General features: G+C 72.0%; 24 protein-coding genes. 12 read left to right on the top strand and 12 right to left on the bottom strand.

Features of this window, described 5'->3' with window-relative positions; genetic code table 11:
* The first annotated feature begins 120 nt into the window (after positions 1-120).
* The 3 genes from ABZV34_RS29830 to tyrS are packed head-to-tail and all read left to right on the top strand — an operon-like array spanning position 121 to position 4,348.
* Complete coding sequence (locus ABZV34_RS29830; protein ID WP_356283283.1) at positions 121-1,644, top strand: TldD/PmbA family protein; 1,524 nt, start codon at positions 121-123, stop codon at positions 1,642-1,644.
* On the top strand, positions 1,641-3,035 hold the full coding sequence (locus ABZV34_RS29835) for a metallopeptidase TldD-related protein (protein WP_356283286.1): 1,395 nt from the start codon (positions 1,641-1,643) through the stop codon (positions 3,033-3,035). The genes ABZV34_RS29830 and ABZV34_RS29835 overlap by 4 nt, the downstream gene beginning before the upstream one ends.
* A gap of 44 nt (positions 3,036-3,079) precedes the next feature.
* Positions 3,080-4,348 carry a tyrosine--tRNA ligase gene (gene tyrS, locus ABZV34_RS29840; protein WP_356283289.1) on the top strand — a complete coding sequence of 423 codons (1,269 nt, stop codon included), beginning with the start codon at positions 3,080-3,082 and terminating at the stop codon, positions 4,346-4,348.
* An 81-nt stretch (positions 4,349-4,429) separates the two neighbouring features.
* Here tyrS and ABZV34_RS29845 read toward each other — a convergent pair whose 3' ends face one another.
* Positions 4,430-4,705: a GlsB/YeaQ/YmgE family stress response membrane protein gene (locus ABZV34_RS29845; protein ID WP_168527439.1), complete on the bottom strand. Its 276-nt coding sequence runs from the start codon at positions 4,703-4,705 to the stop codon at positions 4,430-4,432.
* A gap of 241 nt (positions 4,706-4,946) precedes the next feature.
* On the opposite strand from ABZV34_RS29845, the gene ABZV34_RS29850 reads away from it, so the two are divergent.
* Together ABZV34_RS29850 and ABZV34_RS29855 are read left to right on the top strand one after the other, a co-directional pair.
* Positions 4,947-5,357 carry a DUF3099 domain-containing protein gene (locus ABZV34_RS29850; protein ID WP_356283292.1) on the top strand — a complete coding sequence of 137 codons (411 nt, stop codon included), beginning with the start codon at positions 4,947-4,949 and terminating at the stop codon, positions 5,355-5,357.
* A 391-nt stretch (positions 5,358-5,748) separates the two neighbouring features.
* The gene (locus ABZV34_RS29855) at positions 5,749-5,991 is read left to right on the top strand and encodes a hypothetical protein (protein ID WP_356283295.1); all 243 of its coding nucleotides are present in this window, start codon (positions 5,749-5,751) and stop codon (positions 5,989-5,991) included.
* A 31-nt stretch (positions 5,992-6,022) separates the two neighbouring features.
* Here ABZV34_RS29855 and moaA read toward each other — a convergent pair whose 3' ends face one another.
* From moaA to ABZV34_RS29870, 3 genes are all read right to left on the bottom strand, one after another.
* A complete protein-coding gene (gene moaA / locus ABZV34_RS29860; RefSeq protein WP_356283298.1) occupies positions 6,023-7,012 on the bottom strand; it encodes a GTP 3',8-cyclase MoaA in 990 nt (329 codons plus the stop codon).
* A gap of 145 nt (positions 7,013-7,157) precedes the next feature.
* Positions 7,158-8,780, bottom strand: a complete 1,623-nt coding sequence (locus ABZV34_RS29865) for a cation acetate symporter (protein WP_356283301.1) — start codon at positions 8,778-8,780, stop codon at positions 7,158-7,160.
* The gene (locus tag ABZV34_RS29870) at positions 8,777-9,133 is read right to left on the bottom strand and encodes a DUF485 domain-containing protein (protein ID WP_356283304.1); all 357 of its coding nucleotides are present in this window, start codon (positions 9,131-9,133) and stop codon (positions 8,777-8,779) included. Before ABZV34_RS29870 ends, ABZV34_RS29865 begins: the two co-directional genes overlap by 4 nt.
* A gap of 390 nt (positions 9,134-9,523) precedes the next feature.
* Here ABZV34_RS29870 and ABZV34_RS29875 point away from each other — a divergent pair, with 390 nt between their 5' ends.
* The 3 genes from ABZV34_RS29875 to ABZV34_RS29885 all read left to right on the top strand — a co-directional run bounded on the left by ABZV34_RS29875 (position 9,524) and on the right by ABZV34_RS29885 (position 13,817).
* Positions 9,524-11,050: a S8 family serine peptidase gene (locus tag ABZV34_RS29875; protein ID WP_356283306.1), complete on the top strand. Its 1,527-nt coding sequence runs from the start codon at positions 9,524-9,526 to the stop codon at positions 11,048-11,050.
* Positions 11,051-11,270: 220 nt separating this feature from the next.
* Positions 11,271-12,668, top strand: a complete 1,398-nt coding sequence (locus ABZV34_RS29880) for a CoA transferase (protein ID WP_356283309.1) — start codon at positions 11,271-11,273, stop codon at positions 12,666-12,668.
* A 126-nt stretch (positions 12,669-12,794) separates the two neighbouring features.
* Complete coding sequence (locus tag ABZV34_RS29885) at positions 12,795-13,817, top strand: CopD family protein (RefSeq protein ID WP_356283312.1); 1,023 nt, start codon at positions 12,795-12,797, stop codon at positions 13,815-13,817.
* A 123-nt stretch (positions 13,818-13,940) separates the two neighbouring features.
* Here ABZV34_RS29885 and ABZV34_RS29890 read toward each other — a convergent pair whose 3' ends face one another.
* The 8 genes from ABZV34_RS29890 to ABZV34_RS29925 all read right to left on the bottom strand — a co-directional run bounded on the left by ABZV34_RS29890 (position 13,941) and on the right by ABZV34_RS29925 (position 21,740).
* Positions 13,941-14,990: a zinc-dependent alcohol dehydrogenase family protein gene (locus ABZV34_RS29890; RefSeq protein ID WP_356283314.1), complete on the bottom strand. Its 1,050-nt coding sequence runs from the start codon at positions 14,988-14,990 to the stop codon at positions 13,941-13,943.
* A 42-nt stretch (positions 14,991-15,032) separates the two neighbouring features.
* On the bottom strand, positions 15,033-15,719 hold the full coding sequence (locus ABZV34_RS29895) for a lysoplasmalogenase (protein ID WP_356283317.1): 687 nt from the start codon (positions 15,717-15,719) through the stop codon (positions 15,033-15,035).
* Positions 15,716-16,588, bottom strand: coding sequence for a sterol desaturase family protein (locus tag ABZV34_RS29900; RefSeq protein WP_356283320.1), 873 nt, complete (start codon positions 16,586-16,588; stop codon positions 15,716-15,718). The genes ABZV34_RS29895 and ABZV34_RS29900 overlap by 4 nt, the downstream gene beginning before the upstream one ends.
* A gap of 169 nt (positions 16,589-16,757) precedes the next feature.
* Positions 16,758-17,468 carry a VIT family protein gene (locus ABZV34_RS29905; RefSeq protein WP_356283323.1) on the bottom strand — a complete coding sequence of 237 codons (711 nt, stop codon included), beginning with the start codon at positions 17,466-17,468 and terminating at the stop codon, positions 16,758-16,760.
* A gap of 24 nt (positions 17,469-17,492) precedes the next feature.
* On the bottom strand, positions 17,493-18,767 hold the full coding sequence (locus tag ABZV34_RS29910; RefSeq protein ID WP_356283326.1) for an amidohydrolase family protein: 1,275 nt from the start codon (positions 18,765-18,767) through the stop codon (positions 17,493-17,495).
* The gene (locus ABZV34_RS29915) at positions 18,764-20,047 is read right to left on the bottom strand and encodes an amidohydrolase family protein (RefSeq protein ID WP_356283329.1); all 1,284 of its coding nucleotides are present in this window, start codon (positions 20,045-20,047) and stop codon (positions 18,764-18,766) included. Before ABZV34_RS29915 ends, ABZV34_RS29910 begins: the two co-directional genes overlap by 4 nt.
* A gap of 11 nt (positions 20,048-20,058) precedes the next feature.
* Positions 20,059-20,943, bottom strand: coding sequence for an SDR family NAD(P)-dependent oxidoreductase (locus ABZV34_RS29920; RefSeq protein WP_356283332.1), 885 nt, complete (start codon positions 20,941-20,943; stop codon positions 20,059-20,061).
* Positions 20,943-21,740, bottom strand: coding sequence for an acetoacetate decarboxylase family protein (locus tag ABZV34_RS29925; protein WP_356283335.1), 798 nt, complete (start codon positions 21,738-21,740; stop codon positions 20,943-20,945). The genes ABZV34_RS29920 and ABZV34_RS29925 overlap by 1 nt, the downstream gene beginning before the upstream one ends.
* 99 nt (positions 21,741-21,839) lie before the next feature.
* Here ABZV34_RS29925 and ABZV34_RS29930 point away from each other — a divergent pair, with 99 nt between their 5' ends.
* The 4 genes from ABZV34_RS29930 (at position 21,840) to ABZV34_RS29945 (ending at position 24,813) form a co-directional block, all read left to right on the top strand.
* Positions 21,840-22,457, top strand: a complete 618-nt coding sequence (locus ABZV34_RS29930; RefSeq protein WP_356283338.1) for a TetR family transcriptional regulator — start codon at positions 21,840-21,842, stop codon at positions 22,455-22,457.
* 75 nt (positions 22,458-22,532) lie between these two features.
* Positions 22,533-23,573: a DEDDh family exonuclease gene (locus ABZV34_RS29935; RefSeq protein WP_356283341.1), complete on the top strand. Its 1,041-nt coding sequence runs from the start codon at positions 22,533-22,535 to the stop codon at positions 23,571-23,573.
* Positions 23,574-23,743: 170 nt separating this feature from the next.
* Complete coding sequence (locus tag ABZV34_RS29940; RefSeq protein ID WP_356283344.1) at positions 23,744-23,977, top strand: hypothetical protein; 234 nt, start codon at positions 23,744-23,746, stop codon at positions 23,975-23,977.
* 65 nt (positions 23,978-24,042) lie between these two features.
* On the top strand, positions 24,043-24,813 hold the full coding sequence (locus ABZV34_RS29945; protein WP_356283347.1) for an SURF1 family protein: 771 nt from the start codon (positions 24,043-24,045) through the stop codon (positions 24,811-24,813).
* The last annotated feature ends 39 nt before the right edge of the window (positions 24,814-24,852 follow it).

Below are 24,852 nucleotides of genomic sequence, written 5' to 3' on the forward strand. Positions count from 1 at the left end.
ACAGAAAGCCGGCTTCCACCAACGGAAAGATCCGGCCTCGGCCGATGCAAAGCCGTGGCCGCCGGACCCGCCCGCGCGACATGATCGGACCCGACAGGCCACGACAGCAGGGAGACCTCCGTGCCTCATTCCATCGACGAAGCCTTCACGGCACTGCCGCTGCGCGCCCTCGCCGACGCCGCGCTGGCGCGCGCCCGTGCCCTGGGCGCCGAGCACGCGGACTTCCGGTTCGAACGGGTGCGCAGCGCGTCCTGGCGGCTGCGCGACGCCAAACCCGCCGGATCGTCGGACACCACCGACCTGGGGTACGCGGTGCGGGTGGTGCACGGCGGGACCTGGGGGTTCGCGTCGGGCGTGGATCTGACGATGGACGCGGCCGCGAAGGTCGCCTCGCAGGCCGTCGCGATGGCGAAGCTGTCCGCCCAGGTGATCAAGGCGGCGGGTTCCGACGAGCGCGTGGAGCTGGCCGGCGAACCGGTGCACGCCGAGAAGACCTGGGTCTCGTCGTACGACATCGACCCCTTCTCCGTGCCCGCCGAGGAGAAGGCCGGGCTGCTCTCCGACTGGAGTGCCCGGCTGCTGGCGGCCGACGGCGTCAACCACGTCGACGCCTCGCTGCTGACCGTGCACGAGAACAAGTTCTACGCCGACACCGCGGGGACCGTCACCACGCAGCAGCGCGTCCGGCTGCACCCGCAGCTGACCGCCGTCGCCGTCGACGAGTCGAGCGGCGAGTTCGACTCGATGCGCACCATCGCGCCGCCGGCCGGGCGCGGCTGGGAGTACCTGACGGGCACCGGCTGGGACTGGGACTCCGAACTGGAGCGGATCCCCGAGCTGCTCGCCGAGAAGATGCGGGCACCGAGCGTCGAGTCGGGGCTGTACGACCTCGTGGTCGACCCCTCCAACCTGTGGCTGACCATCCACGAGTCCATCGGCCACGCCACCGAGCTGGACCGCGCGCTGGGCTACGAGGCGGCGTACGCCGGCACCTCCTTCGCCACCTTCGACCAGCTCGGCAAGTTGAGGTACGGCTCCGAGCGGATGAACGTCACCGGTGACCGCACCGCCGAGCACGGCCTCGCCACCATCGGGTACGACGACGAGGGTGTCGAGGGCCAGTCCTGGGACCTGGTGAAGGACGGCACGCTCGTCGGATACCAGCTCGACCGCCGTATCGCCAGGCTGACGGGCTTCGAGCGCTCCAACGGATGCGCGTACGCCGACTCCCCCGGGCACGTGCCCGTGCAGCGGATGGCCAACGTGTCGCTGCGGCCGGACCCCGCGGGGCTCTCCACCGAGGACCTCATCGGGGGTGTGGACCGCGGCATCTACGTCGTCGGCGACCGGTCCTGGTCGATCGACATGCAGCGCTACAACTTCCAGTTCACCGGGCAGCGGTTCTACAGGATCGAGAACGGCCGGATCGCCGGTCAGCTGCGCGATGTCGCGTACCAGGCGACGACGACGGACTTCTGGGGATCCATGGCCGCGGTGGGCGGTCCGCAGACGTACGTCCTGGGCGGCGCCTTCAACTGCGGCAAGGCCCAGCCCGGCCAGGTCGCGGCCGTCTCGCACGGCTGCCCGTCCGCCCTCTTCAAGGGCGTCAACATTCTGAACACGACGCAGGAGGCCGGTCGATGAGCGCCCGTACCAGCAAGCCGCACGAGGTCGTCGAGCGCGCCCTCGAACTCTCCCGCGCCGACGGCTGTGTGGTGATCGCCGACGAGCACTCGACCGCGAACCTGCGCTGGGCGGGCAACGCGCTGACCACGAACGGGGTGACGCGGGGGCGCACGCTCACCGTCGTCGCGACCGTCGACGGCCGTGAGGGCACGGCGTCCGGGGTCGTCTCGCGCGCGGCGGTGACCTCGGACGAGCTGGAGCCGCTGGTGCGGGCCGCGGAGGCGGCGGCACGCGGCGCGGGCCCCGCCGAGGACGCCCAGCCGCTGGTCACGGGGGTACCGGAGTCCCCGGACTTCACGGACGTGCCCGCCGAGACCTCCTCCACCGTCTTCGCGGACTTCGCCCCCACGCTCGGTGAGTCGTTCGCCCGCGCGCGTGCGGGCGGCCGTGAGCTGTACGGCTTCGCCAACCACGAGCTGGTCTCCAGCTATCTCGGTACGTCGACAGGGCTGCGTCTGCGGCACGACCAGCCGAACGGGACTCTGGAGCTCAACGCCAAGTCGCCGGACCGTACGCGCTCGGCGTGGGCGGGGCGCTCCACCCGTGACTTCAAGGACGTCGATCCGGCGGCGCTCGACGCCGAGCTGGCCGTCCGGCTGGGCTGGGCCGAGCGGCGCGTCGGCCTCCCGGCGGGGCGCTACGAGACGCTGCTGCCGCCGACCGCCGTCGCGGACCTGCTGATCTACCAGATGTGGTCGGCGGCGGCCCGGGACGCGGCCGAGGGCCGGACGGTCTTCAGCAAGCCGGGCGGCGGCACCCGCGTCGGCGAGAAGCTCACCGACCTGCCGCTGACGCTGCGCAGCGACCCGAACGAGCCGGGGCTGGAGTCCACGCCCTTCGTGCTCACGCACTCCTCGGGCGACGACGCGTCCGTGTTCGACAACGGGCTCCCGCTGTCCGCGACGGACTGGATCAGCCAGGGCACGCTGGCCCGTCTCTCCACCACCCGGCACAGCGCGGGCCTGACCGGGCTGCCCGTCGCGCCGACGATCGGGAACCTGATCCTGGACGGCGGCGAGGACCGCTCCCTGGAGGAGATGGTCGCCGCCACCGGGCGCGGTCTGCTGCTGACCTGTCTCTGGTACATCCGCGAGGTCGACCCGGCCACGCTCCTGCTGACCGGCCTGACCAGGGACGGTGTCTACCTCGTGGAGAACGGCGAGGTCGTCGGCGAGGTCAACAACTTCCGGTTCAACGAGTCGCCGGTGAGCCTGCTGGGACGGGCGACGGAGGCCGGGCGTACGGAGAAGACCCTGCCCCGCGAATGGAGCGACTGGTTCACCCGTGCCGCGATGCCCGCGCTGCGGGTGCCCGATTTCAACATGAGCTCTGTCAGCCAGGGCGTATAACCTCGTACCTGATTCACGAGACCACCCAAGGAGATACGAGAACCGTGACGGACATCGTCGACGAACTGAAGTGGCGGGGGCTGATCGCCCTCTCCACGGACGAGGACGCATTGCGCAAGGCGTTCGCGGACGGTCCCGTCACGTTCTATTGCGGCTTCGACCCGACCGCGCCCAGCCTGCATCTCGGCAACCTCGTGCAGATCCTCACGATGCGCCGGATCCAGCGGGCGGGCCACCGTCCGCTGGGCCTGGTGGGCGGTGCCACCGGTCTGATCGGCGACCCGAAGCCGAACTCCGAGCGCACGCTGAACTCGCCCGAGGTCGTCGCCGAGTGGGTGGAGCGGCTGCGCGCGCAGATCGCCCCGCTGCTGGACTTCGAGGGCCCGAACGCCGCGGTGATGGTCAACAACCTGGACTGGACCCAGGGCATGTCGGCCATCGAGTTCCTGCGCGACATGGGCCAGCACTTCCGGGTCAACAAGATGATCGCCAAGGAGGCCGTCTCGCGGCGGCTCAACTCCGACGCGGGCATCAGCTACACGGAGTTCAGCTACCAGATCCTGCAGGGCATGGACTTCCTCGAGCTGTACCGGAGGTTCGGCTGCACCCTGCAGACCGGCGGCAGCGACCAGTGGGGCAATCTCACCTCGGGCACGGACCTGATCCACCGGGTCGAGCCGGAGGCCGTGGTGCACGCGCTCGGCACGCCGCTGATCACGAAGGCGGACGGCACCAAGTTCGGCAAGACGGAGTCCGGCACGGTCTGGCTGGATCCCGAGATGACGACGCCGTACGCGTTCTACCAGTTCTGGCTGAACGCGGACGACCGGGACGTCTCCAAGTTCCTGCGCATCTTCAGCTTCCGGTCCCACGAGGAGATCGAGGACCTGGAGCGGCAGACCGAGGAGCGCCCGCAGGCGCGCGCCGCCCAGCGCGCGCTCGCCGAGGAGCTGACCACGCTGGTGCACGGCGCCGGCCAGACGGCCGCCGTGATCGCCGCCTCCCGGGCCCTGTTCGGCCAGGGCGAGCTGGCGGAGCTCGACGCGAAGACGCTGGCCGCGGCCCTCTCCGAGGTGCCGCACATCCAGGTCGCCGAGCTCGGCCCCGCGGTGGACCTCTTCGCGGAGGTCGGCCTGGTCGCCAGCAAGTCCGCGGCGCGCCGCACGGTCAAGGAGGGCGGTGCCTACGTGAACAACACGAAGGTCACCGCCGAGGACGCCGTCCCCGCCCAGGAGGACCTGCTGCACGGGCGCTGGCTGGTACTGCGCCGCGGCAAGAAGAACCTGGCCGCGGTGGAGGTCACGGGCGCCTGAGCGCGCGTGCGTACGCACGGCTGAGGGGGCGGCTCCGTCAAGGGGCCGCCCCCTCCTTCGTACGGTCAGGGCGCCGTGCCCTCAAGCCCGCTGCCTGTTGCCGCGCAGTGACATGTAGACCATGTCGCCGAGGAAGACGATGACGATGGCGGCCACCAGTTGCAGCGCGTGCCGGCCCCAGTCGATGCCCCTGGTCTCGGCGATGCCGAGCCAGCCCGCGATGGCGTTGCCGACGATCGCGCCGATGATGCCGAAGATCGTGGTCAGCCAGAGCGGGCTGTGCTGCTTGCCCGGAAGGATCGCCTTGGCCAGCAGACCGAGCACGAAGCCCACGATGATCGCCCACAACCAGCCCATGTCTGCCTCCTAGTACGGCTCCGCGTGAGCAGTACGCCCAGTCTCGGTCCGGCCGTCGTACGGCGCATGTCGGGCTCGGCCATACGCGGGACGGCGCATCAGGTCCCCTCGGGCAGGACCCGCCCCGGTCTCGAAGGCGGCGCAGGCGCGGCGTAACGTGGAACCCGTTCGGGCCCGCGTCCCTGACCGGGTCCGCGCGGGTACGGGCCGGGGAGAGTCCGACACAAACAGGTGGTGGCACATGCTGCGGAAGCAGAGCGGCGGTCAGGTCTTCCGGATCACCGGAGCCAGGCAGGGGCTCGACGAGGACGTCCGCGGCAGACAGCGCCGTTACATCATCTCGATGTCCGTCCGCACGCTCTCCGTGATCCTCGCCGCCACCCTGTGGAACGTCGAACGGCACGTCGCGCTCGTGGCGCTGGTGCTCGGGATCCTGCTCCCCTATGTCTCCGTGGTGATCGCCAACGCCGGCCGCGAGAACGCGCCGTCGCTCCCGTCCACCTTCGTCACTCTCCCCGGCCCCGCGATGATCTCCCCGCCCCGGCCGGACGCCTTCGCGAAGCCGGTCCCGGAGGATGTGGCCGCCGACGCGGGGACGGGACCGGGGGCCGCCCGCGCGAGCGCGCAGGACTCCGAATCGCCCCTCGCCTGACCACGGACGATCCGCCGAAAACGGAATCCGGCCGCGCGCCAAGCTCAAGAAAAGCTCAGATCAATCATGTTGTTCCGGTGCCGGGCAGCGGGTCACCCGTGACATACTTCGTACGCGCTCCGCATCCCCCGTCGGAGCGACAGACCGACGCCGGGCAGCTCCCCCCGTGGCTGCTCGGCGTCGCCTTTTGGGAGCTGTTTCCGGGACCGGATCAGGCTCGGATCGACGAACGGAAGAACGGTTCGGGGCCCGTTCGAACGCTGCGCGAGAGACCGCGCGGGAGTCCCGGTCGAAGGCCGATCGAAAGCCGGTTCACGGCCGTCCACGGAGTCGTACGAGGTGCGTTCGTGGTGTGTGCGGAGCGGGTCTCGGGGCCGCCTAGGGTTGAGTCGTGAACCTCCCGCTCTTCGACCCGCCGTCCGCTCCCGCCACTCCGCAGTGCTCCGCCAAGGCCTGCCGCGCCGACGCGGTGTGGGTGCTCGCCTGGAACAACCCGAAGCTGCACACACCGGAGCGCCGCAAGACCTGGCTCGCGTGCGACGAGCACCGCGAGCACCTGTCCCAGTTCCTCGGCGTGCGAGGGTTTCTGAAGGACGTGGTCCCGCTGGCGGACTGGGTGGCCCCCGGCGCCTGAGCGCGCGCCCCGGTGCCCCGGCGGGGCCGTCTCAGCCGCCGATCGCCGACATCGGACGCTCCGGCTGCAGGAACGACGGATCGTCCAGGCCCGAGCCCGCCTTCTTGCCCCACATCGCCAGGCGCCAGACGCGGGCGATCTCCTCGTCCGGAGCCTGCGAGCGCAGCGCGGCGCGCAGGTCGGTCTCCTCGGTGGCGAACAGACACGTGCGTATCTGGCCGTCGGCCGTGAGGCGCGTACGGTCGCAGGCCGCGCAGAACGGGCGGGTGACGGAGGCGATCACGCCCACGCGGTGCGGGCCGCCGTCGACGAGCCAGCGTTCGGCCGGGGCGGAACCGCGCTCGCCCGCGCCCTCCTCGGTGAGCTCGAAGCGCGTACGCAGCGATTCGAGGATGTCGCCGGCGGTGACCATGCCCTCGCGCTTCCAGCCGTGCTGGGCGTCCAGGGGCATCTGCTCGATGAACCGCAGCTCGTAGTCGTGGGCGACGGCCCAGGCGAGCAGGTCCGGGGCCTCGTCCTCGTTCAGGCCCGGCATCAGGACCGTGTTGACCTTGACCGGGGTCAGGCCCGCGTCGCGGGCGGCTTCGAGGCCCGCGACGACGTCGTGGTGACGGTCCCGGCGGGTGAGGGTCTTGAAGACCTCCGGGCGCAGCGTGTCCAGTGACACGTTCACCCGGTCGAGCCCCGCCGCCTTCAGGGCGGCGGCGGTGCGCTTGAGGCCGATGCCGTTGGTGGTCAGGGACATCCGCGGACGGGGTGTGAGGGCGGCGACCCGCTCCACGATGCCCACCAGGCCGGGGCGCAGCAGGGGCTCACCGCCGGTGAAGCGGACCTCGGTGATGCCGAGACGGGTGACGGCGATGCCGATGAGGCGGACGATCTCGTCGTCCGTGAGCAGATCGGGCTTGGACAGCCACTGCAGGCCCTCTTCGGGCATGCAGTACGTGCACCTCAGATTGCACTTGTCCGTCAGGGAGACGCGCAGGTCGGTGGCTACTCGGCCATAGGTGTCGATGAGCATGTGGGCCCCCTCCCTCGATGCGGATCATCCTTACCCGGCACGATCGAGCCTACGTGACGGGACGGACATCCAGCGTGGCCGGATCCCACGAGGTACGGCGCGGCCGCGTCGTAGGGATCTACGGCGCGGCCGACGGCGAGGGGCGTCAGTGCGCTCCGGTGCCCGTCAGGGAGCGGACCTCCAGCTCGGCGTACTTGCCGGCGTCGGGCTCCTCCTTGGACAGCAGGGTGCCCAGCCAGCCCAGCAGGAAGCCGACCGGGATCGAGATGATGCCGGGGTTCTCCAGCGGGAACCAGTGGAAGTCGACGTCCGGGAACATCGAGGTGGGCTTGCCGGAGACGACGGGCGAGAACAGCACCAGACCGACCGCCGTGACCAGACCGCCGTAGATCGACCAGAGGGCGCCCGGGGTGGTGAAGCGCTTCCAGAAGAGGCTGAAGAGGATCGTCGGCAGGTTGGCGGACGCGGCGACCGCGAAGGCGAGGGCGACCAGACCGGCGACGTTGAGGTCACGGGCGAGGGCGCCCAGGAGGATGGACACGGCGCCGATGCCGACCGTCGCGTACCGGGCCGCCCTGATCTCGTCCTTCTCTTCGGCCTTCCCCTTCTTGATGACGTTCGCGTAGATGTCGTGCGCGAACGACGAGGAGGAGGCGAGCGTCAGGCCCGCGACGACCGCGAGGATCGTGGCGAAGGCGACGGCGGAGATGGAGGCGAGCAGGATGGCGCCCCAGTCGGAGTCGACGCCTCCCAGGTGCAGCGCCAGCAGGGGCGCGGCCGTGTTGCCCGCCTTGTTGGAGGCGATGATCTCGTCGGGTTTGATCAGCGCGGCGGCGCCGAAGCCGAGGGCCAGGGTCATCAGGTAGAAGGCGCCGATGAGGCCGATCGCCCAGTTCACGGACTTCCGCGCGGTCTTCGCCGTGGGCACGGTGTAGAAGCGGATCAGGATGTGCGGAAGACCGGCGGTGCCCAGCACCAGGGCCATGCCCAGGGACAGGAAGTCCAGCTTGGTGGTGGAGGTGGCGCCGTACTTCAGGCCGGGCTCCAGGAAGGGCGCGCCCTTGCCGCTGTTGTCGGCCGCCTTGCCGAGCAGGTCGGAGAGGTTGAAGTGGAACTTCAGCAGGACCAGGAAGGTGAGCAGCAGCGCGCCGATGATCAGCAGGACGGCCTTGACCATCTGCACCCAGGTGGTGCCCTTCATGCCGCCGATGGTCACGTACACGATCATCAGGACGCCGACGAGCGCGACGATGGCGACCTTGCCGCCGTCACTGGTGATGCCGAGGAGCAGCGAGACCAGAACGCCCGCGCCGGCCATCTGGGCCAGCAGGTAGAAGATCGACACGACGATCGTGGAGGTGCCGGCGGCGGTGCGTACCGGGCGCTGGCGCATGCGGTACGCCAGGACGTCGCCCATGGTGTAGCGGCCGGAGTTGCGCAGCGGTTCGGCGACCAGGAGCAGGGCCACCAGCCAGGCGACGAGGAAGCCGATGGAGTACAGGAAGCCGTCGTAGCCGAAGAGGGCGATGGCGCCGGCGATGCCGAGGAACGAGGCCGCGGACATGTAGTCGCCGGAGACGGCCAGGCCGTTCTGGAATCCGGTGAACTGGCGGCCGCCCGCGTAGAAGTCGGCGGCGTCCTTGGTCTGGCGGCCCGCCCAGACGGTGATGACGAGGGTCGCGGCGACGAACACCGAGAACAGCGTGATGATCAGTGGCCGGTGCTGACTTGCTTCACCGGCCGCGAGCAGGATCGGTGCGGAGTTCATGCGCCGCCCTCCATCCGGGACTTGATCGCATCGGCCTTGGGGTCGAGCTGCGCGGCGGCGTGCCGCGAGTACCACCAGGCGATGAGGAACGTGGTGAGGAACTGGGCGAGCCCGAGGACCAGGGCGACGTTGACGTTGCCGGCCACCTTGGTGCCCATGAAGTCGCCCGCGTAGTTCGAGAGCAGGACGTACAGCAGGTACCAGGCGATGAAGCCGACGGTCAGGGGGAAGGCGAAGGAGCGGTGCGAGCGGCGCAGTTCGGCGAACTCGGCGCTCTGCTGCACCTCCGTGAACTCCTCGGTCGAGGGCAGTCCTGGATCGGCCTTCGAGGGGGGCGGTGCGTCGGTGGCCACGGAGTCTCCTCGCGTTGCGGGTGCGGATGTGACGGTGGACGGGGCGAGTTCGGGCTCGCGGACCGGGACGGGTCGGGTACGGACTTTGTGCGAACCTCACAGTGGCACGGATCACGTTGACCGGGTGGCGACGTTGTGCTTCGGATGTGATCCGCCGGGGGCCCGAGCGGGCTCGCGCTCCCGTCCAAGGTCACGGCGCCGCGCGTGGACCGGTTCAACTCCCCTGGGTTCTTTCGGAAGTCGGCTCCCGGTTGTTTCGGAAGTCATCTCCGGAAATCGTTGCTGGCCAGCTCGGACGGGGGATAGCTTCGGCCTGCACCACTCGTCATGTACCTGCCCGAGCGCCCCGTGTGTTCGGGCGGCTTTCGTTCCGGATGATGTGGAGATCCCATGGCTCATCTGCGATCCAGACGCCGGCTCGCCCTCGCGGTACCGGTCGTCCTGTCGCTCACCGCCTCGCTCGGCTTCCTGCCCGGCGCCGCGTCGGCCGCACCACTCACCGCGTCCGCCGCCACCCGCGCGGACGGCCCCGCTCTGGCCTACGTGGTCAACACCAGGACGGACCACCGCACGATCGCGTCGGTGAAGAGGGCGATCGCCGCGGCCGGCGGCAGTGTCGTCATCGCCTACGAGCAGATCGGCGTGATCGTCGTCCACTCCGCCGACCCGGACTTCGGCAGCCGGATCCGCGCCGTGCGCGGGGTGCAGTCGGCGGGTGCGACACGGACGGCGCCGCTGGCGGCCGCGGGGACCACGGACGAGGGCGCGGTGAAGGTGCTGTCGGCCGCGGAGGCCGCCAAGGTCTCCCGGAGCGCCGCGGCGGGCCAGGAGCCCCTGGAGGCCGACCAGTGGGACCTGCGCGCGATAGGCGCCGACCGGGCGGCGAAGAAGGACCCGGGCAGCAGGAAGGTGACGGTGGCCGTGATCGACGTGGGCGTCGACGACACCCACCCGGACATCGCCCCGAACTTCTCCGCCTCCCAGTCCGCGAACTGCGTGGGCGGCAAGCCGGACACCACGTACGGCGCCTGGCGCCCGGTGGACGCCGACCACTACCACGGCACGCATGTCGCGGGTGAGATCGCCGCCGCCCGCAACGGCGTCGGTGTCGCGGGCGTGGCGCCGGGCGTGAAGGTCTCGGGCATCACGGTGGCCGAGCCGGACTCCACCCAGCTGTTCTACCCGGAGAGCGTCGTCTGCGCCTTCGTGTTCGCCGCCGACCACGGCGTGGAGATCACCAACAACAGCTACTACGTGGACCCGTGGCTCTACAACTGCATGGACGACCCCGACCAGCGGGCGATCGTCGACGCGGTCGACCGGGCCCAGCGGTACGCCCAGCACAAGGGCACGCTCAACGTCGCCGCGGCGGGCAACTCCAACGACGACCTCGACGCGGACGCGCTCTCCGACGCGTCCAGCCCGGACGACTCGACACCGGTCCCGCGCACCGTCGACCCGCACAAGTGCTTCGACGTGCCGACCCAGCTGCCGGGTGTCGTCACGGTGAGCTCGACCGGTGTCACCGGGGCCAAGTCGTACTTCTCCAGCTACGGCAAGGGCGTCATCGACGTCGCGGCGCCCGGCGGTGACCGGTTCCAGATCCCGGACACGCCGTCGAAGAACGGCCGCATCCTGTCCACCCTGCCGAACAACCAGTACGGCTTCCTGCAGGGCACCTCGATGGCGACACCGCACGTGGCGGGCGTGGCGGCGCTGCTGAAGTCCAAGTACCCCTGGGCCGGACCGGCCACGCTCCAGCGGCTCCTGAAGGCCGAGGCGGACAACCCCGGTTGCCCGGCCGGCCCGTACGACGGGAACGGCGACGGCGTCGTCGACGCCACCTGCGTCGGCGACAAGCACCTGAACGGGTTCTACGGAGCCGGGATCGTCAACGCGCTGCGAGCGGTCAGGTAGCCAGGGCCGCGAGGTCTCCGGCAGGCCTGCCGGAGCCTCCGACGCATCGGTGACACAGGTGTGGTGACAGTGCCTCACCCGCACCGCCGGTGCCATGGCCGTCCGCCGAGGACGGCCATGGCACCGGGGCGGAAGCCGCCGCCGGACAGGCCCGTTCCGGAGTCGGCGGCGACGGGTTCCACGCCCTCGGCGCGCGGAACCCGCCTGGCATAGTGCCCGTATGACGCGATCGGCCACTGGTACGGAGTTCGTGTGGGCGGCGCTGGGCGGGGACCCCGCGCTGCTGTCCCGGCTGTCGACGGTCGTCCGGCCGGGAACGCTCGACGCCCGTCTGCCCGTACGGGAGTTGGCACGGGCGTGCGTGGGCGCGTGCGCGCTCGCGGGCGCCGAGCTGACCGCCGTCCGCACCGGAGGGAACGTTCCCCGGGTGCTGGTCGACGACGGGGCCGTCGCCACCGCGTTCGCCGGCGAGCGGCATCTGCTCGTGGACGGACGAGCGCCCGTGAACTTCGCGCCGCTGTCCCGGTTCTGGAGGACCGCCGACGGCTGGGTGCGCACGCACGCCAACTATCCCCACCACCGGGCGCGGCTGCTGGAGGCGTTGGGACTGGCCGCGGACGCGTCCGTGGAGACGGTCGCCGCCTGCCTCGGCGAGCGGTCCGCCGCGCAGGTGGAGGACACCGTGTACGCGGGCGGGGGCCTGGCCGTCGCCCTGCGTACGCCCCTGGAGTGGGCGGCGCACGAACAGGGAGCGGCCGTCGCACGCCACCCCTTGCTGAGCCGGGAGTCCGTCGCCGGGGCGGACCGGTCCGCGCCGAGCGCACCGACACGGCTCTGCGGTGATCCGCTGCGGCCCGCCGCCGGCGTGCGGGTGCTGGACCTCACCCGGGTCATCGCCGGACCGGTCGCCACCCGCACCCTCGCCCTGCTGGGCGCCGACGTCCTGCGCGTGGACACACCATGGCTGCCCGAGGACCCCGACGCGCACGCCGACACGGGCTTCGGGAAACGTTCCACCAGGCTCGACCTGGGCGTGCGCGCGGACCGCCGTACCTTCGAGGACCTGCTCACCGGGGCCGACGTCGTGGTCACCGGGTACCGGCCCGGCGCCCTCGACCGCTTCGCGCTCGCACCGGAGGCACTGGCCGTGCGGCGGCCCGGCCTGGTGGTCGCGGAGTTGTCGGCGTGGGGCAGGTACGGGCCGTGGTCCGGGCGGCGGGGCTTCGACAGTCTGGTGCAGGTCGCCACCGGGATCGCGGCGATCGAGGGGTCCGCCGAGCGGCCGGGCGCGCTGCCCGTGCAGGCCCTCGACCACGGCACGGGGTATCTGCTGGCCGCCGCGGTGCTCCGGTCGCTCACCGAGCGGTCCCGGGACGGCGGGACGCGGATCGTCCGGCCGGCGCTCGCCCGGACGGCCGCGTGGCTGGTCGACGGGCTCGGGCGCCCGGACGAGGAGCGCTCGGAGGCCTCGTACGACCCGGAGCCCTGGCTCGCCGAGACGGACAGTGACCTGGGCCGGCTCAAGTACGCCAGGACACCCGTCTCCTTCACCGGCGGGCCGGCCGACTGGGCGCGGCCGCCGGGGCGTTGGGGGACGGACGCGGCCCGGTGGGCCTGAGCCCCCGGGGCGCCCGGCGGGAGCGAGCGAGGGTCCGGCCGGACACGTACCTGCGGGCGGAATGCCGAACCACCGCTTGTTTCCCCGCACTTGCCCGGGTCTGTGCCCGCTGGCGAAGATCTCGGGATGAACTCGACACCACCGACGGCCGAGGCGGCGGGCACGAGGGGTCCGGCGCGGCGCCCCGCGGCCGGACCGGCCGTCGCCCTGCTCGTCCTGGTGGCCCTGGCCGCCCTGATCCCGCTGCTCGGCCCGCGCCCCGCGCTGGACGGCACCGGCGAGGCCGCCGCCCCCGGAGTCGGCGGCATCGCCCTGCTGCGTACGGTCCTGTTCGCGGCGCTGTGTGTCCCCGCGGGCGAGCTGTTCGCGGCCCGGCTGGCCCACCGTGTGCCGGGCGCGCCCTCGCTGGTGGCACCGCGCAGTTGGGCACCGTACGCCGCCGCCGCGGGCTTCGTCGCGGCGCTGGGGCTCGCCTCGGTGGTGGCCACCGGCAATCTGCTGCCGCACCACCTCTCCGACGTGGACGTCGGCGGCCTCTACCGGACCCGGGACGGCAAGCTCGCGCTCCTGGAGGTGAACGCGTTCGCGGTGGCGGGGCTGTGCGCCCTCTCGCGACGGCCGGCCGCCCAGATCTGGCCACTGGCAGTGGTCGCGGTCGCGGAGGCGCTGCGCGCCCATCCGCCGCCCGAGCAGGACCCGCTGATCGGATCCGGTCTGACCCTCGTGCACGTGACCTGCGCGGCCCTGTGGGCGGGCGGCCTGCCGCACGTCCTGCGGATGCTGCGCGCGTGGGGCGCGTGGGGCGCCGCCGAGGCCGGTGCGGCACTGCTCGGCCGCTACGCGCGTGTGGCCGCCGTCCTGTTCGCGGTGATCACCGCGACGGGCGTGGGGAGCACGCTGCGCCGGATGCCGTCCGGCACGGTCCTGGACCAGCTGACGTCGACGTCGTACGGGCGCGCCCTGCTGGCCAAACTGCTCCTGGTGGCCGCCGTCGCCGTCCTGGCCCTGCTCGCACGGCTGCGGCTGCGCCGGTCCGCGGACCGGCTCGGTGCCGGTGTCCCCGCGCGCGGGGAGGTGGCGGCACTGGGCCTGGTCGTCGCGGCGTCGGGGCTGCTGACGGCGCTGCCGCTGCCCATCAGATGGTCATGAACGGTCGGCGGTCGGCGGGCAGCGGGCAGCGGGCAGCGGGCAGCGGCTGACGGTCGGTCGGCCGGCGGATCGTCAGCCGCCGCACCGTCGCCTGCCGCCGGGGCACCCGCGGCCTTCGGACCGTCAGCAGCCGTTGGTGACGAGCACCTTGAGGGCGGTGCGCTCGTCCATCGCCTTGTAGCCGCCGGGCACGCCCTCCAGGTCGACGGTCCGGTCGAAGACGGGCGACGGGTCGATGGTGCCGTCGAGGACGTCGGGAAGCAGCTCCGGGATGTACGCGCGCACCGGTGCGACACCGCCGCGCAGCGCGATGTTCCGGTCGAACATGACGCCCAGGTCCAGGCCCGTACCGCTGCCGTGCGGCACGCCGACGAAGCCGATGGCGCCGCCGTCGCGGGTGATGTTCACGGCCGTGCGCATGGACTGCTCGGTGCCGACCGCCTCCACGACGGCGTGCGCGCCCTGCCCCCGGGTCAGCTCGCGCACGGCCTCGACCGCCGCCTCGCCGCGCTCGGCGACGACGTCCGTGGCGCCGAAACGGCGCGCGATGTCCGTACGCGCCTCGTGGCGTCCGAGCGCGATGATCCGCTCGGCGCCGAGCCGCTTGGCGGCCAGGACGGCGCACAGGCCCACGGCGCCGTCCCCGACGACCGCGACGGTGGCGCCCTTGCGGGCTCCCGCGCCGAGGGCCGCGTGGTGGCCGGTGCCCATGACGTCGGACAGCGTCAGCAGGGCCGACAGCAGACGGTCGTCCGAGGCCGCCTCCTTGGGCAGCTGGACGAGGGTGCCGTCGGCGAAGGGGACCCGCACGGCCTCGCCCTGTCCGCCGTCGTAGCCCACGGCGCCCCAGAAGCCGCCGTGCTCGCACGAGGTGGTGAGCCCCTCGCGGCAGTAGTCGCAGACGCCGTCGGACCACATGAAGGGCGCGACGACGAGGTCCCCGCGCCGCACCCCGGTCACGTCGGAGCCGGCCTCCTCGACGATGCCGAGGAACTCGTGCCCGATCCGCTGCCCCGCCTTGCGCGCCGCCTCACCCCGGTAGGCCCACAGGTCACTTCCGCAGATGCAGGACCGCAGCACCCGGACGACCGCGTCGGTCGGCAACTGCACCACGGGCTCGGGCACGTCCTCCACACGCATGTCGTAAGGGGCGTGGATGGTGGTGGCGCGCATGACGAGGATCCTTCTCGGCCGATCGGCTGGGGTGAGATGCGCTCAGGGGGTGGTTGAGCGCATCTCACCGTACGCCGCCCGCGGCGCGGGCCGCGCGCCGAGGGTGTTCGGTACTCCGCTGACCAGCAGGAACTGGGCGGCGGCATAGGTCGACATGATCCAGAAGGCCGGTCTCGGGAGCTGCGGCCAGTCGGCGACCCCGGTGGCGATGAGCGTGTCCGAGAGCATGAACAGCGCCCCGCCGGCGGCCGCGAGGCGTCCGAGTCCGGTGGCGCCGTACGCCATCGCGGTCAACAGCAGGCTGTAGCCCGCTACGGGGATCCGGAGACCGGCGGGCAGGCCGGGCCAGAGCAGGGTGACCGTGGCCGTCAGGGCGAGGACGTAGCCGGTGAGCAGTGCTCCCCGCGCGCGTGTGGCCGGCCGGAGCGCGGCGGCTCTCCGGAAGAGGACCAGATAGCAGACGTGTCCGGCCGCGAAGGAGGCCATCCCCACCAGGAAGGCCGGGTCGGCGTCGGACAGCAGCAGGAGGTCGCCGCCCCAGCCGCAGAGCAGCGCGGCGACCAAGAGGCGCGGTCCGCCACGGGCGACCGTGTGGGCGGCGAGCAGCGGCATCAGGAGGGGCTTGGCGACGAGGTGCCCGGGGGTGAACCCGGCGGCCAGCGAGACGAGGTCCACGAGGGCCGCCGCGCCGAAGGAGACGAGCAGCACGCGCGCGTGCCGTGCGCTCACGCGGCGGACTCCGTGACCGGCGCGCGCTCGGCGCGAGCCGGGGCCGGCTGCCAGCCGGGGCCGCGGAAGACCCGTCCCGCGCGCTCGCGCCAGCTCGCCGCCGCCCTCAGGTCCCGGGCGATGGCGGCGTACTCATGGGTGGCGACGCGCAGGGGGTTGTACGTGGCGATGTTCTTGGTGAGCCCGTAGACGGGCCGCTCGGTCTCCGCGACGAAGGACCCGAAGAGCCGGTCCCACACGATGAGGATCCCGCCGAAATTGCGGTCCAGGTAGCCGCCCTGGGAGGCGTGGTGCACCCGGTGGTGCGACGGCGTGTTGAAGACGAACTCGTACCAGCGGGGCATCCGGTCGATCCGCTCGGTGTGGATCCAGAACTGGTAGACGAGGTTCGCGGACGAGCAGAACGCGAGCGCCGCCGGGTGCACGCCGAGGGCGATCAGCGGCACGTAGAAGGGCCACACGGTCCAGGTGGTCCAGGGCTGGCGGAGCGCGGTGGTGAGGTTGAACTTCCGGCTGGAGTGGTGGACGACGTGGCAGGCCCACAGGATGCGGATGACGTGGTGTCCGCGGTGCGACCAGTAGTAGAAGAAGTCCTGCCCCAGCAGCATCAGCGGGACGGTCCACCACAGCACCGGCACCCGCAGCGGTGTCAGTTCGTAGATCGCCGTGTAGAGCGCGACGATCGGGATCTTCCACAGGAAGTCGAAGACGAGACTGCCGAGGCCCATGCCGACGCTGGTGGCGGCGTCCTTCGTCTCGTACCCCGCGTCCTCCTCGTCCGGATGGATCCTGACACTCACTATCTCGATGACGGTGAGCAGCACGAAGGCGGGTATCGACCACAGCACGGCATCGGGCAGGTTCGGCATGGATGCACCGTAGGACGGCGGACCGGCCGCGGCTAGACGTTGTTACCGACAAGTATTACCGGCGGTACGCGCTTGCTTCTTGGTGATCTCCGCCAATGGACGTCCGGCGCCGGAGGATGTGGGCGGGACGCGGAGGGCACCTTCACCGGTCGTCCACCGCCGCGGCCCCTCATGTCCCGGCCGCCCCCAGCAGCACTCCCGCCAGGTACGTCACCCCCATCGCCAGCGCCCCGCCCGCCACGTTCCGCAGGACCGCGTGGCGCGGGTCCGCCGCGCCAAGCCGGGCGCTCACCCAGCCGGTGACGAACAGGGAGGCGAGGACGGAGACCACGGTGACGGGCAGGCGCCAGCCGCCCGGCGGGAGGACGATCGCCAGCAGCGGCAGCAGGGCGCCCACGGTGAAGGACACGAGACTCGCCCAGGCCGCGTGCCACGGGTTGGTGAGATCGTCGGGGTCGATGCCGAGTTCCACGCGCGCGTGGGCCCTGAGCGCGTCCCGTTCGGTGAGCTGCTGTGCCGCCTCGCGGGCCACCTCGCGCGACAGGCCGCGCTGCTCCAGGAGGTCGGTCAGCTCGTCGAGTTCGGCCTCGGGCCGCTCCCTGAGTTCGCGTCGCTCCGTCGCCAGCGCGGCCTTCTCGGAGTCCAGCTGGGTGGAGACCGAGACGTACTCGCCCGCCGCCATGGACATCGAGCCGGCCAGCAGGCCCGCGAGGCCCGCCGTCAGCAGTGCGCCGCGGTCGTCCGTGGCGCCCGCGACCCCGACGACGAGACCCGCGGTGGAGACGATCCCGTCGTTGGCGCCCAGGACCCCGGCCCGCAGCCGGTTCAGCCGCGATCCGAGGGCTCCTTCGTGGGCCTCGTCGTGCGTCGCTTCGGTCACACGGCGAGGATCGCACCCGGTGCGTCACCACACGCGCACCGACCCTCCCTTCGCGAACGCCGGGCTCGTCGCGTCGGCGGGCGGTTCGCCGAGCGGCTCGGCGAGTTCCGCCACCGTCGGTCCCGCCTTGGCCGCGAGCGGGGCGAGACGCTCCAGGTCGAAGCCGTACACCCGGGCCGCGTTGCCGCCGACCATGGCCGCAACCTCCTCCCGCGGCAGGCCCGCGTAGGCGACCCGCAGCCCCTCGCGCGAGTAGGGATGGGTGCCCTCGTCGTGCGGGTAGTCGCTGCCCCACATGATCTTGTCGAGGCCGATGCGGTCGCGCAGCGGCACCTCGTGCGGGCGCATGAAGCTCGCGCCGACCCAGCAGTTCTCGCGCCAGACCTGGGAGGGCCGCTCACCCATCGAGGCCCCGAGTCCCGCGCCGAACCTGGCTTCGGCGGTGGACACCTTCGTCCCGGCGGCGACCAGTCGCCCGTGGTAGTAGTCCAGCATGTCGAGCACCCCGGGGATCCAGCCCGAACCCTGCTCGGTCAGCACCAGTCTCAGACCGGGATGCCTGCGGAACGCGCCGCCGAACACCAGGTGCCACAGCGCCCGGTGCGAGAACCATGTCGTCTCCACCATGAAGACCGCCCGCGCGGCCGGCTCGTCGCCCAGCGGCGGGGACGCGGAACCCGCGTGGTGGTTCACGGGCACGCCCAGCTCGGCGCAGGCCGCCCAGATCGGGTCGTACGCCGTCGAGTACAGCTCGGGCAGGCCCGACCCCGGGGGCGTGCCGGGCAGCAGGAGGCCGCCGGTGAGCCCCGCGCCGGCCGACCGGCGGATCTCCCGCACCGCCTCGTCGACGTCGTTCAGGAGGATCTGGAACACGCCCGCCCGGCGGCCCGGCGCGGCCGCGCAGAAGTCCGCCAGCCAGCGGTTGTGGGCGCGCAGCCCGGCCCACCGCTGGGCGAACTCCCGTGCCGTCGGCGCCGGTGCCGTCAGGGACGCCGACGGGAAGAAGGGCGGGACGGTGTTCGGGAAGACGACCTCGGCGACGATCCCGTCCCGCTCCAGCTCCGCGAGGCGCCGCTCGGAGTTCCAGTTCCTGTCCGCGGTGTCGGCGAGCAGGTCCTGGTAGGGGTTGACGTACGTGGCCGCCCACGCGTCGAACTCGTCGTGGTGCTCCTTCGCCAAGTAGGGCCTGTAGTCGAGGAGATCGGCGCCCGCGTGGCAGTCGGCCGAGATCACCGTGTACCGGTCGTCCTCCGGGGGCGCCGCGGGGGTGCCGGGGGCCGACGGGGTCGAGAGGGTCATGGTGTGGCCCCCAGTACGGGGAAGTCGTGGTCCGTGAGCCAGTGGCGGCCCACCTCGCGCGAGCGTGCCCAGGACGCCGTCACGGCCGCCTGGTCCTCGGACTGGCCGAGGTCGGCCGGGGTCGGGCCGATGCGCCGGGCGAGCGGGGCCAGTTTCCCGGTGTCGAAGCCGAAGACCTCGGCGGCCGCGAGACCGAGCATGCGGCGGGTCTCCGCCACCGGGATGTCGTGGAACGTCCTCGACAGCCACGCGCGCGTGTCGGGCCAGGTGCCCTCGGGATGCGGGAAGTCGCTGCCCCACAGGATGTTGTCGACGCCGATCTCGTAGCGCTGGGCGAGCTCGCGCCGCTTGGTGTTGGTGGCGCAGACGAACACCTGGCGGTCCAGGTACTCGTGCGGCGGCCGCTTCAGCTCCGCGAAGGGCGAGAGCTTCTTGCCGCCGTGCGCGCCGAGGTAGAGGCGGTCCATGAACCACAGGAGGTTCGGCAGCCACCAGCAGCCCGACTCCGCGACGCCGAACCTGAGCCCCGGGTGCCGCTCGAAGACTCCCGACCAGAGCAGGAACCACAGCGGACGCGCCGGCCACCAGGTCACCTCGCTCACGTAGATGCCGAGGTGGTCGCCGTACTCGTGGCGGGGCGCCGCCCCGGAATGGGTGACCACCGGGAGCCCGCACTCGGCGGCCGCCGCCCACACGGGGTCGTAACGGCGGTCGTGGTAGGGCTCCTTGCCGACCCACATGGCGGGGATCATCAGGGCGCCGAGCCCCGACTCCTTGGCGCGGTACACCTCCGCGACGACCCGGTCGGTCTCCGCCGTGACGGGCAGCAGCGCGACCCCGCGGTGCCGTTCGGGGTTCTCGCCCACGAACTCCGCGAGCCAGCGGTTGTGCGCCTGCGCGCCCGCCATGCCGAGCACCGGGTCCTGGTCGCCGGAGAGGCCGAGGCCCACGCCGAAGGGGGCGGCCGTCCGGCTGTCCACGGCGTCGGCGTCCGGGAAGACCACCTCCCCCGCCACCCCGTCGCCGTCCAGTTCCTTCAGGCGCTGCCCGGTGTCCCAACCGCCGCGCAGGCCCTCCTCATTGTCCCGGAACCACTTGTCCGCGAACGCCTCGTTGCGGACGCCGAGCCGTGTCATCTCCTCACGGCGCCGGTCTCGGCCCGCGAGGAACTCGTCGAAGTCCCGGTGGAAGCGGGAGTCGAGATAGGGCCGGTACTCCTCGGTGGGGAGCCCGGCATGGCAGTCGGAGGAGATGATCAGGTAGGGATCCAGGTCGGTCATCGGCCGCCTCCTCAGTCCAGGACGAAGTGTTCGAGGTACGAGGGGTCCGCGCGGTCGAGCATCGACTGCGCGCGTGCCCGGATCTGGCGGTCGCTGTGCTCGCTCTCCGGAAGCAGCCAGAAGCGGTCCGCGCCGATGCCTTCCGCCACCAGACCGGCGACCTCCTCGACCGGCGTGAACCGCACCTCCCGCCCCGCCTCCCTCATCGCGGCCTCCCACTGGTCGAGGCCGCGGTACGGGGTCCTGCGCGGGCGCTGCTTCGCGTACCGCGACGGCCGGTTGCGGTGCGACTCCCACAGCCCGGTACGGAGCATGTGCGGCCCGGGGAAGAGCACGGAGGCCCCCACGCGCGCGTGCTCCGCCTTCAGATGCGCGTAGAGGGACTCGGTCATCGTCACGACGGCGGCCTTGGTGACGGCGTATACGGAGGCCGTGGGCAGCGGGGCGATCCCGCCGTCGCCGGACGAGGTGTTGACGACGTGACCGGGCTCTCCGCCGGCGATCATCCTCGGCACGAACGCCTGGATGCCGTGGAAGACACCCCAGACGTTGACGGCGAAGGCCCACTTCCAGTCGTTCGGGTCGTGCTCCCACATACGGCCCTCGGCGCCGGAGCCGACCCCTGCGTTGTTGCACAGGACGTGTACGGCGCCGTACCTCCCGTAGACGTCCTCGGCGAGTGCGACGACGTCCGCGCGCTCCCCGACGTCGACCACGCGCGCGTGCACGTCGGCCCCGTCCTGGCGCAGCGCGCCCGCCGCCTTCTCCAGGGCATCCTCCTCGACGTCCGCGAGGACCACCTTCAGACCGTCGGCCGCGAACCGCCGCGCCATGGCCAGTCCGATGCCGCTCGCGGCGCCGGTGACGACGGCGACCTGTCCCGCCCGCAGGCGCATCAGACGCTCCCCTCGGGCGGCCCGTCGAGGAGCTGCCGCGGATCGTCGTAGCGCTGGTGGACGTAGGGCAGCAGGGCCCGCGCGTCGACGCGCTCGACGACCCTGCCCCGCTGGCCGGTGGTCTTCTCGCCGAGGGTGATCCCGACGAGCTCACGGACGGGGAGGTCGGCCACCGGGTCGTACATCGACTCGCGCAGGACGACGTCCCCGGTGACGCGCTCCAGCCGGCGCGCCCTCTCCTCGCGCACGCAGTGCACCAGGACGGGGTCGGCGTCGAAGCCCGAACCGTCCACCGCGGGAAGGAACTTGAAGTAGAAGTCGGTCTTGCGGACGGGCTCGGGCAGCGGCAGGTCCCCGCTCACCGCGCCGCGCACCTCGACGAACGCGATGCCGTGCCGGGCGAGCGCGGCACGCACCACGAGACCGTCGCGCTCGACGGTCACCTCGCCCAGCTTCTTGGGCTCGCCGAAGACCTCCCGGCCGCCGGTCAGGGCGCGTTCGTGGGTCATGGGCATCACGAGCGGATACCAGCCCTCGACCCCGTCGTGCGCCGCGGCGACGGCGAACGAACCGGCACCCAGCGGGTAGCCGGGCAGGTCGACCTTGCTGATGTTCACCCGGACCAAGGGCCGCCCGGTGGGTTCGAGCGGCGGCGGCAGGACCGCCGCGACCGCGTCCGGATCGCTCTCCCAGACGGCCACCACACCGGTGGACCAGATGTCGGGGAGCCCGGCGCTCGCGGTACGCGCCGCGGCGATCTCCGCCTCGCTGCGCGCGCCGTACCTCACTCGTGCCATGTCGTACCGCCCTTCTCTGATGGGCTGTCAGCTGTAACACAGTTACAGCAGACCTCGCGAAGGGTAAATACACGTGCACGTAACGGACTTGGGGGCGCCATGACGAGACCGGCAGTCAGCCGCGAGACGGTCCTCGACGCCGCCGGGGCCCTGGTGAGGGAGCACGGCCCGGACTCCCTGACGATGCGCAGGCTCGCGGCCGAACTGGGCACGGCGGTCACCTCGATCTACTGGCACGTCGGCAACCGCGAGTCACTGCTCGACGCGCTGGTCGAGCGGACCGTCGCCGACCTCGGCGAGATCCGGCCCACCGGACGCACCCCGGCGGCCCGTGTCGTGTCGGTGGCCCGCGTCCTGCGCCGGCAACTGCGTGAGCATCCGCATCTCATCGCGATGGTGCACGAACGCGGGCTGACGGAACGGATGTTCCTGCCCGCGCAGCAGGCGCTGGTGCGCGAGGTGCACGCGGCGGGGCTGCGGGGCGCGCGCGCCGCCCGGGTCGTCCGTGCCGTGCAGTTCCAGGTCGTCGGACACGTCCTGGTCGAGCGCAACCGCGAGCGCGCTCCGGCGCAGCGTCCCGGCGAGGAGGAGCTGTGGGGGGCGTGCACCGCCGAGCGCGACCCGGCGCTCGCGCGGGCGCTGGCGGGACCGGTCGACACCGAGCGGCTGTTCACGGCATCCGTCAAGGCGCTGGTGGCCGGGTTGTTGACGCCGTAGGGGGCGGCCCGGCCCCGGCGGGCGCACGGAGTCCGGGGACGGGGCTGTCGGTCGTGGCCCGTATCCTCAATGACCATGCTCGAAGACCTGACGACCGCAGCGTCCCCAGCCTCCTGGCCGGCCGCGTATCCGCAGGGGTACGCGGTCGTCGACGTGGAGACGACCGGCCTGGCCCGGGACGACCGGATAATCTCGGCCGCCGTCTACCGGCTGGACGCGCGCGGCGAGGTCGAGGACCACTGGTACACGACGGTCAACCCGGAGCGGGACCCGGGCCCGGTGTGGATCCACGGTCTGACGAGCGACGTGCTCGAAGGCGCCCCGCTCTTCCAGGACATCGCCGAGGAGTTCGCCGCCCGGCTCGACGGCCGCGTCCTGGTCGCGCACAACGCCGTCTTCGACTGGTCGATGATCGCGCGGGAGTACGCGCGCGCCGCGAGCGAGGCGCCGGTGCGTCAGCGGCTGTGCACCATCGCGCTCTCCAAGGAACTGGGCCTTCCGCTGCCCAACCACAAGCTGGCGTCGCTGGCCGCGCACTTCGGCGTCGTGCAGCAGCGCGCGCACCACGCGCTGGACGACGCGCGGGTGCTGGCCGAGGCGTTCCGGCCGAGCCTGCGGGCGGCCGCGCGCGAGGGGATCCGGCTGCCGTTGCTGGAGTGCCGCCCGCTCAAGGAGTGGTCGGATAGTCCTGCCGCGCCCCGCATCGGTCGGCAGTCCGGCGGGTACGGGGGCGGGTCCTCCGGAGGGGAGTACGGCGGCGGGTACGGGTCCGGGGGCGGCTATCCGTCGGGGAGTTGGCGCCCGTCACGCAAACGTCCCACATGCCCCTATCCCAACCCAGGACGTTACGAACCGGGTGAACCACTCAAGCAGGGCATGCGGGTGGCGTTCTCCGGGGACACGTCCGTCGACCGCGAGCTGCTGGAGGACCGTGCCGTCGAGGCCGGGCTGCATGTGGCGACGAGCCTGTCCCGGCTGACCAGCCTGCTCGTCACCAACGATCCGGACTCCAGCACGTCCAAGGTGGTCAAGGCCGGCCAGTTCGGCACGCCGGTGATCGACGAGGCGGCGTTCGGCCAGTTGCTGCGGGACGTGGAACCGGCGCCGGGGAAGTGACGGGCACGGTCGGCTCACCTTCGGGTGACCGGCGCACGGGTGACTGACGGACAACGGACATACGGGTGACCCACCGGCGCACGGGTGACTGACCGACGTACGGGTGATTGGCGCGCGACTCGCCCGGCGCCCGCTCGCCGGTGCCGCGTCCGCCCCGCACCCTGTGGCGCATGGCGAACTGCGAAGTATGCGGCAATGACTACGGCATGACGTTCGAGGTGCACGCGCAGGGCGCCGTGCACGTCTTCGACTGCTTCTCCTGCGCGATCCACCGGATGGCCCCGATCTGCGAGCACTGTCGTGTCCAGATCATCGGCCAGGGGGTCGAGGTCGAGGGCCACTGGTTCTGCGGAGCCCACTGCGCCCGCGCGGAGGGGAGGGCGGGGATCGTCGACAAGGTGTGAGCGGGCACGGCCCTCGGCGGGACCCTCCCGTCGAGGGCCGAATCGTGCCGAGTACCGTCAATGGGGTGTACCGCTTCCTGTTGTCACGGCAGTGGGTGATTCTCACCCTCGTGGCCCTCGCCCTCATCCCGACGATGATCAAGCTGGGCTTCTGGCAGCTGCACCGGCATGAGCACAAGGTCGCGCTGAACGCGGTGATCTCCGCCTCGCTGTCCGCGAAGCCGGTGCCCGCCGAGTCACTCACCGCGCCGGGGCAGCGCGTCGCGCACGACGATCTGTACCGCCGGGTGACCGCCAAGGGGACCTACGACACCGCGCACGAGGTCGTCGTACGGCGCCGCACCAACGCGGACGGCGAGGTCGGCTTCCACGTCCTGACCCCCTTCGACCTGGACGACGGCCGGGTGCTGATGGTCAACCGGGGCTGGATCCCGGCGAACGGCGCGCAGACCGATTTCCCGAAGGTCCCGGCGCCCGCGAAGGGCGAGGTCACCGTCACCGGACGGCTGATGCCCGACGAGACGACCGGCGCCAGCGGGATCAAGAACGTCGCGGGGCTGCCCGACCGCCAGGTCATGCTGATCAGCAGCGGGCAGCAGGCGAAGAGCCTCGGCAAGCAGGCCCTGGGCGGTTACATCGAGCAGACCGCGCCCGCGCCCAAGGGCGACTCGCCCGAGCTGCTGCCCGATCCCGAGCACAACGACATCGGCCCCCACATGGCGTACGCGATCCAGTGGTGGCTCTTCTCCGCGGGCGTTCCCGTGGGCTGGGTGGTCCTGGCACCCGCTTCACGGTCACCCCGCACGAGGGCGACCAGATGGCGATCAGCAACCTGATCTTCCCGTACGACCGTGCCGCCGACGTGCTGCACGGGG

The organism is Streptomyces sp. NPDC005195 (assembly GCF_040608315.1).
In the GTDB taxonomy this organism is placed as follows: Bacteria; Actinomycetota; Actinomycetes; order Streptomycetales; family Streptomycetaceae; genus Streptomyces; species Streptomyces kaempferi.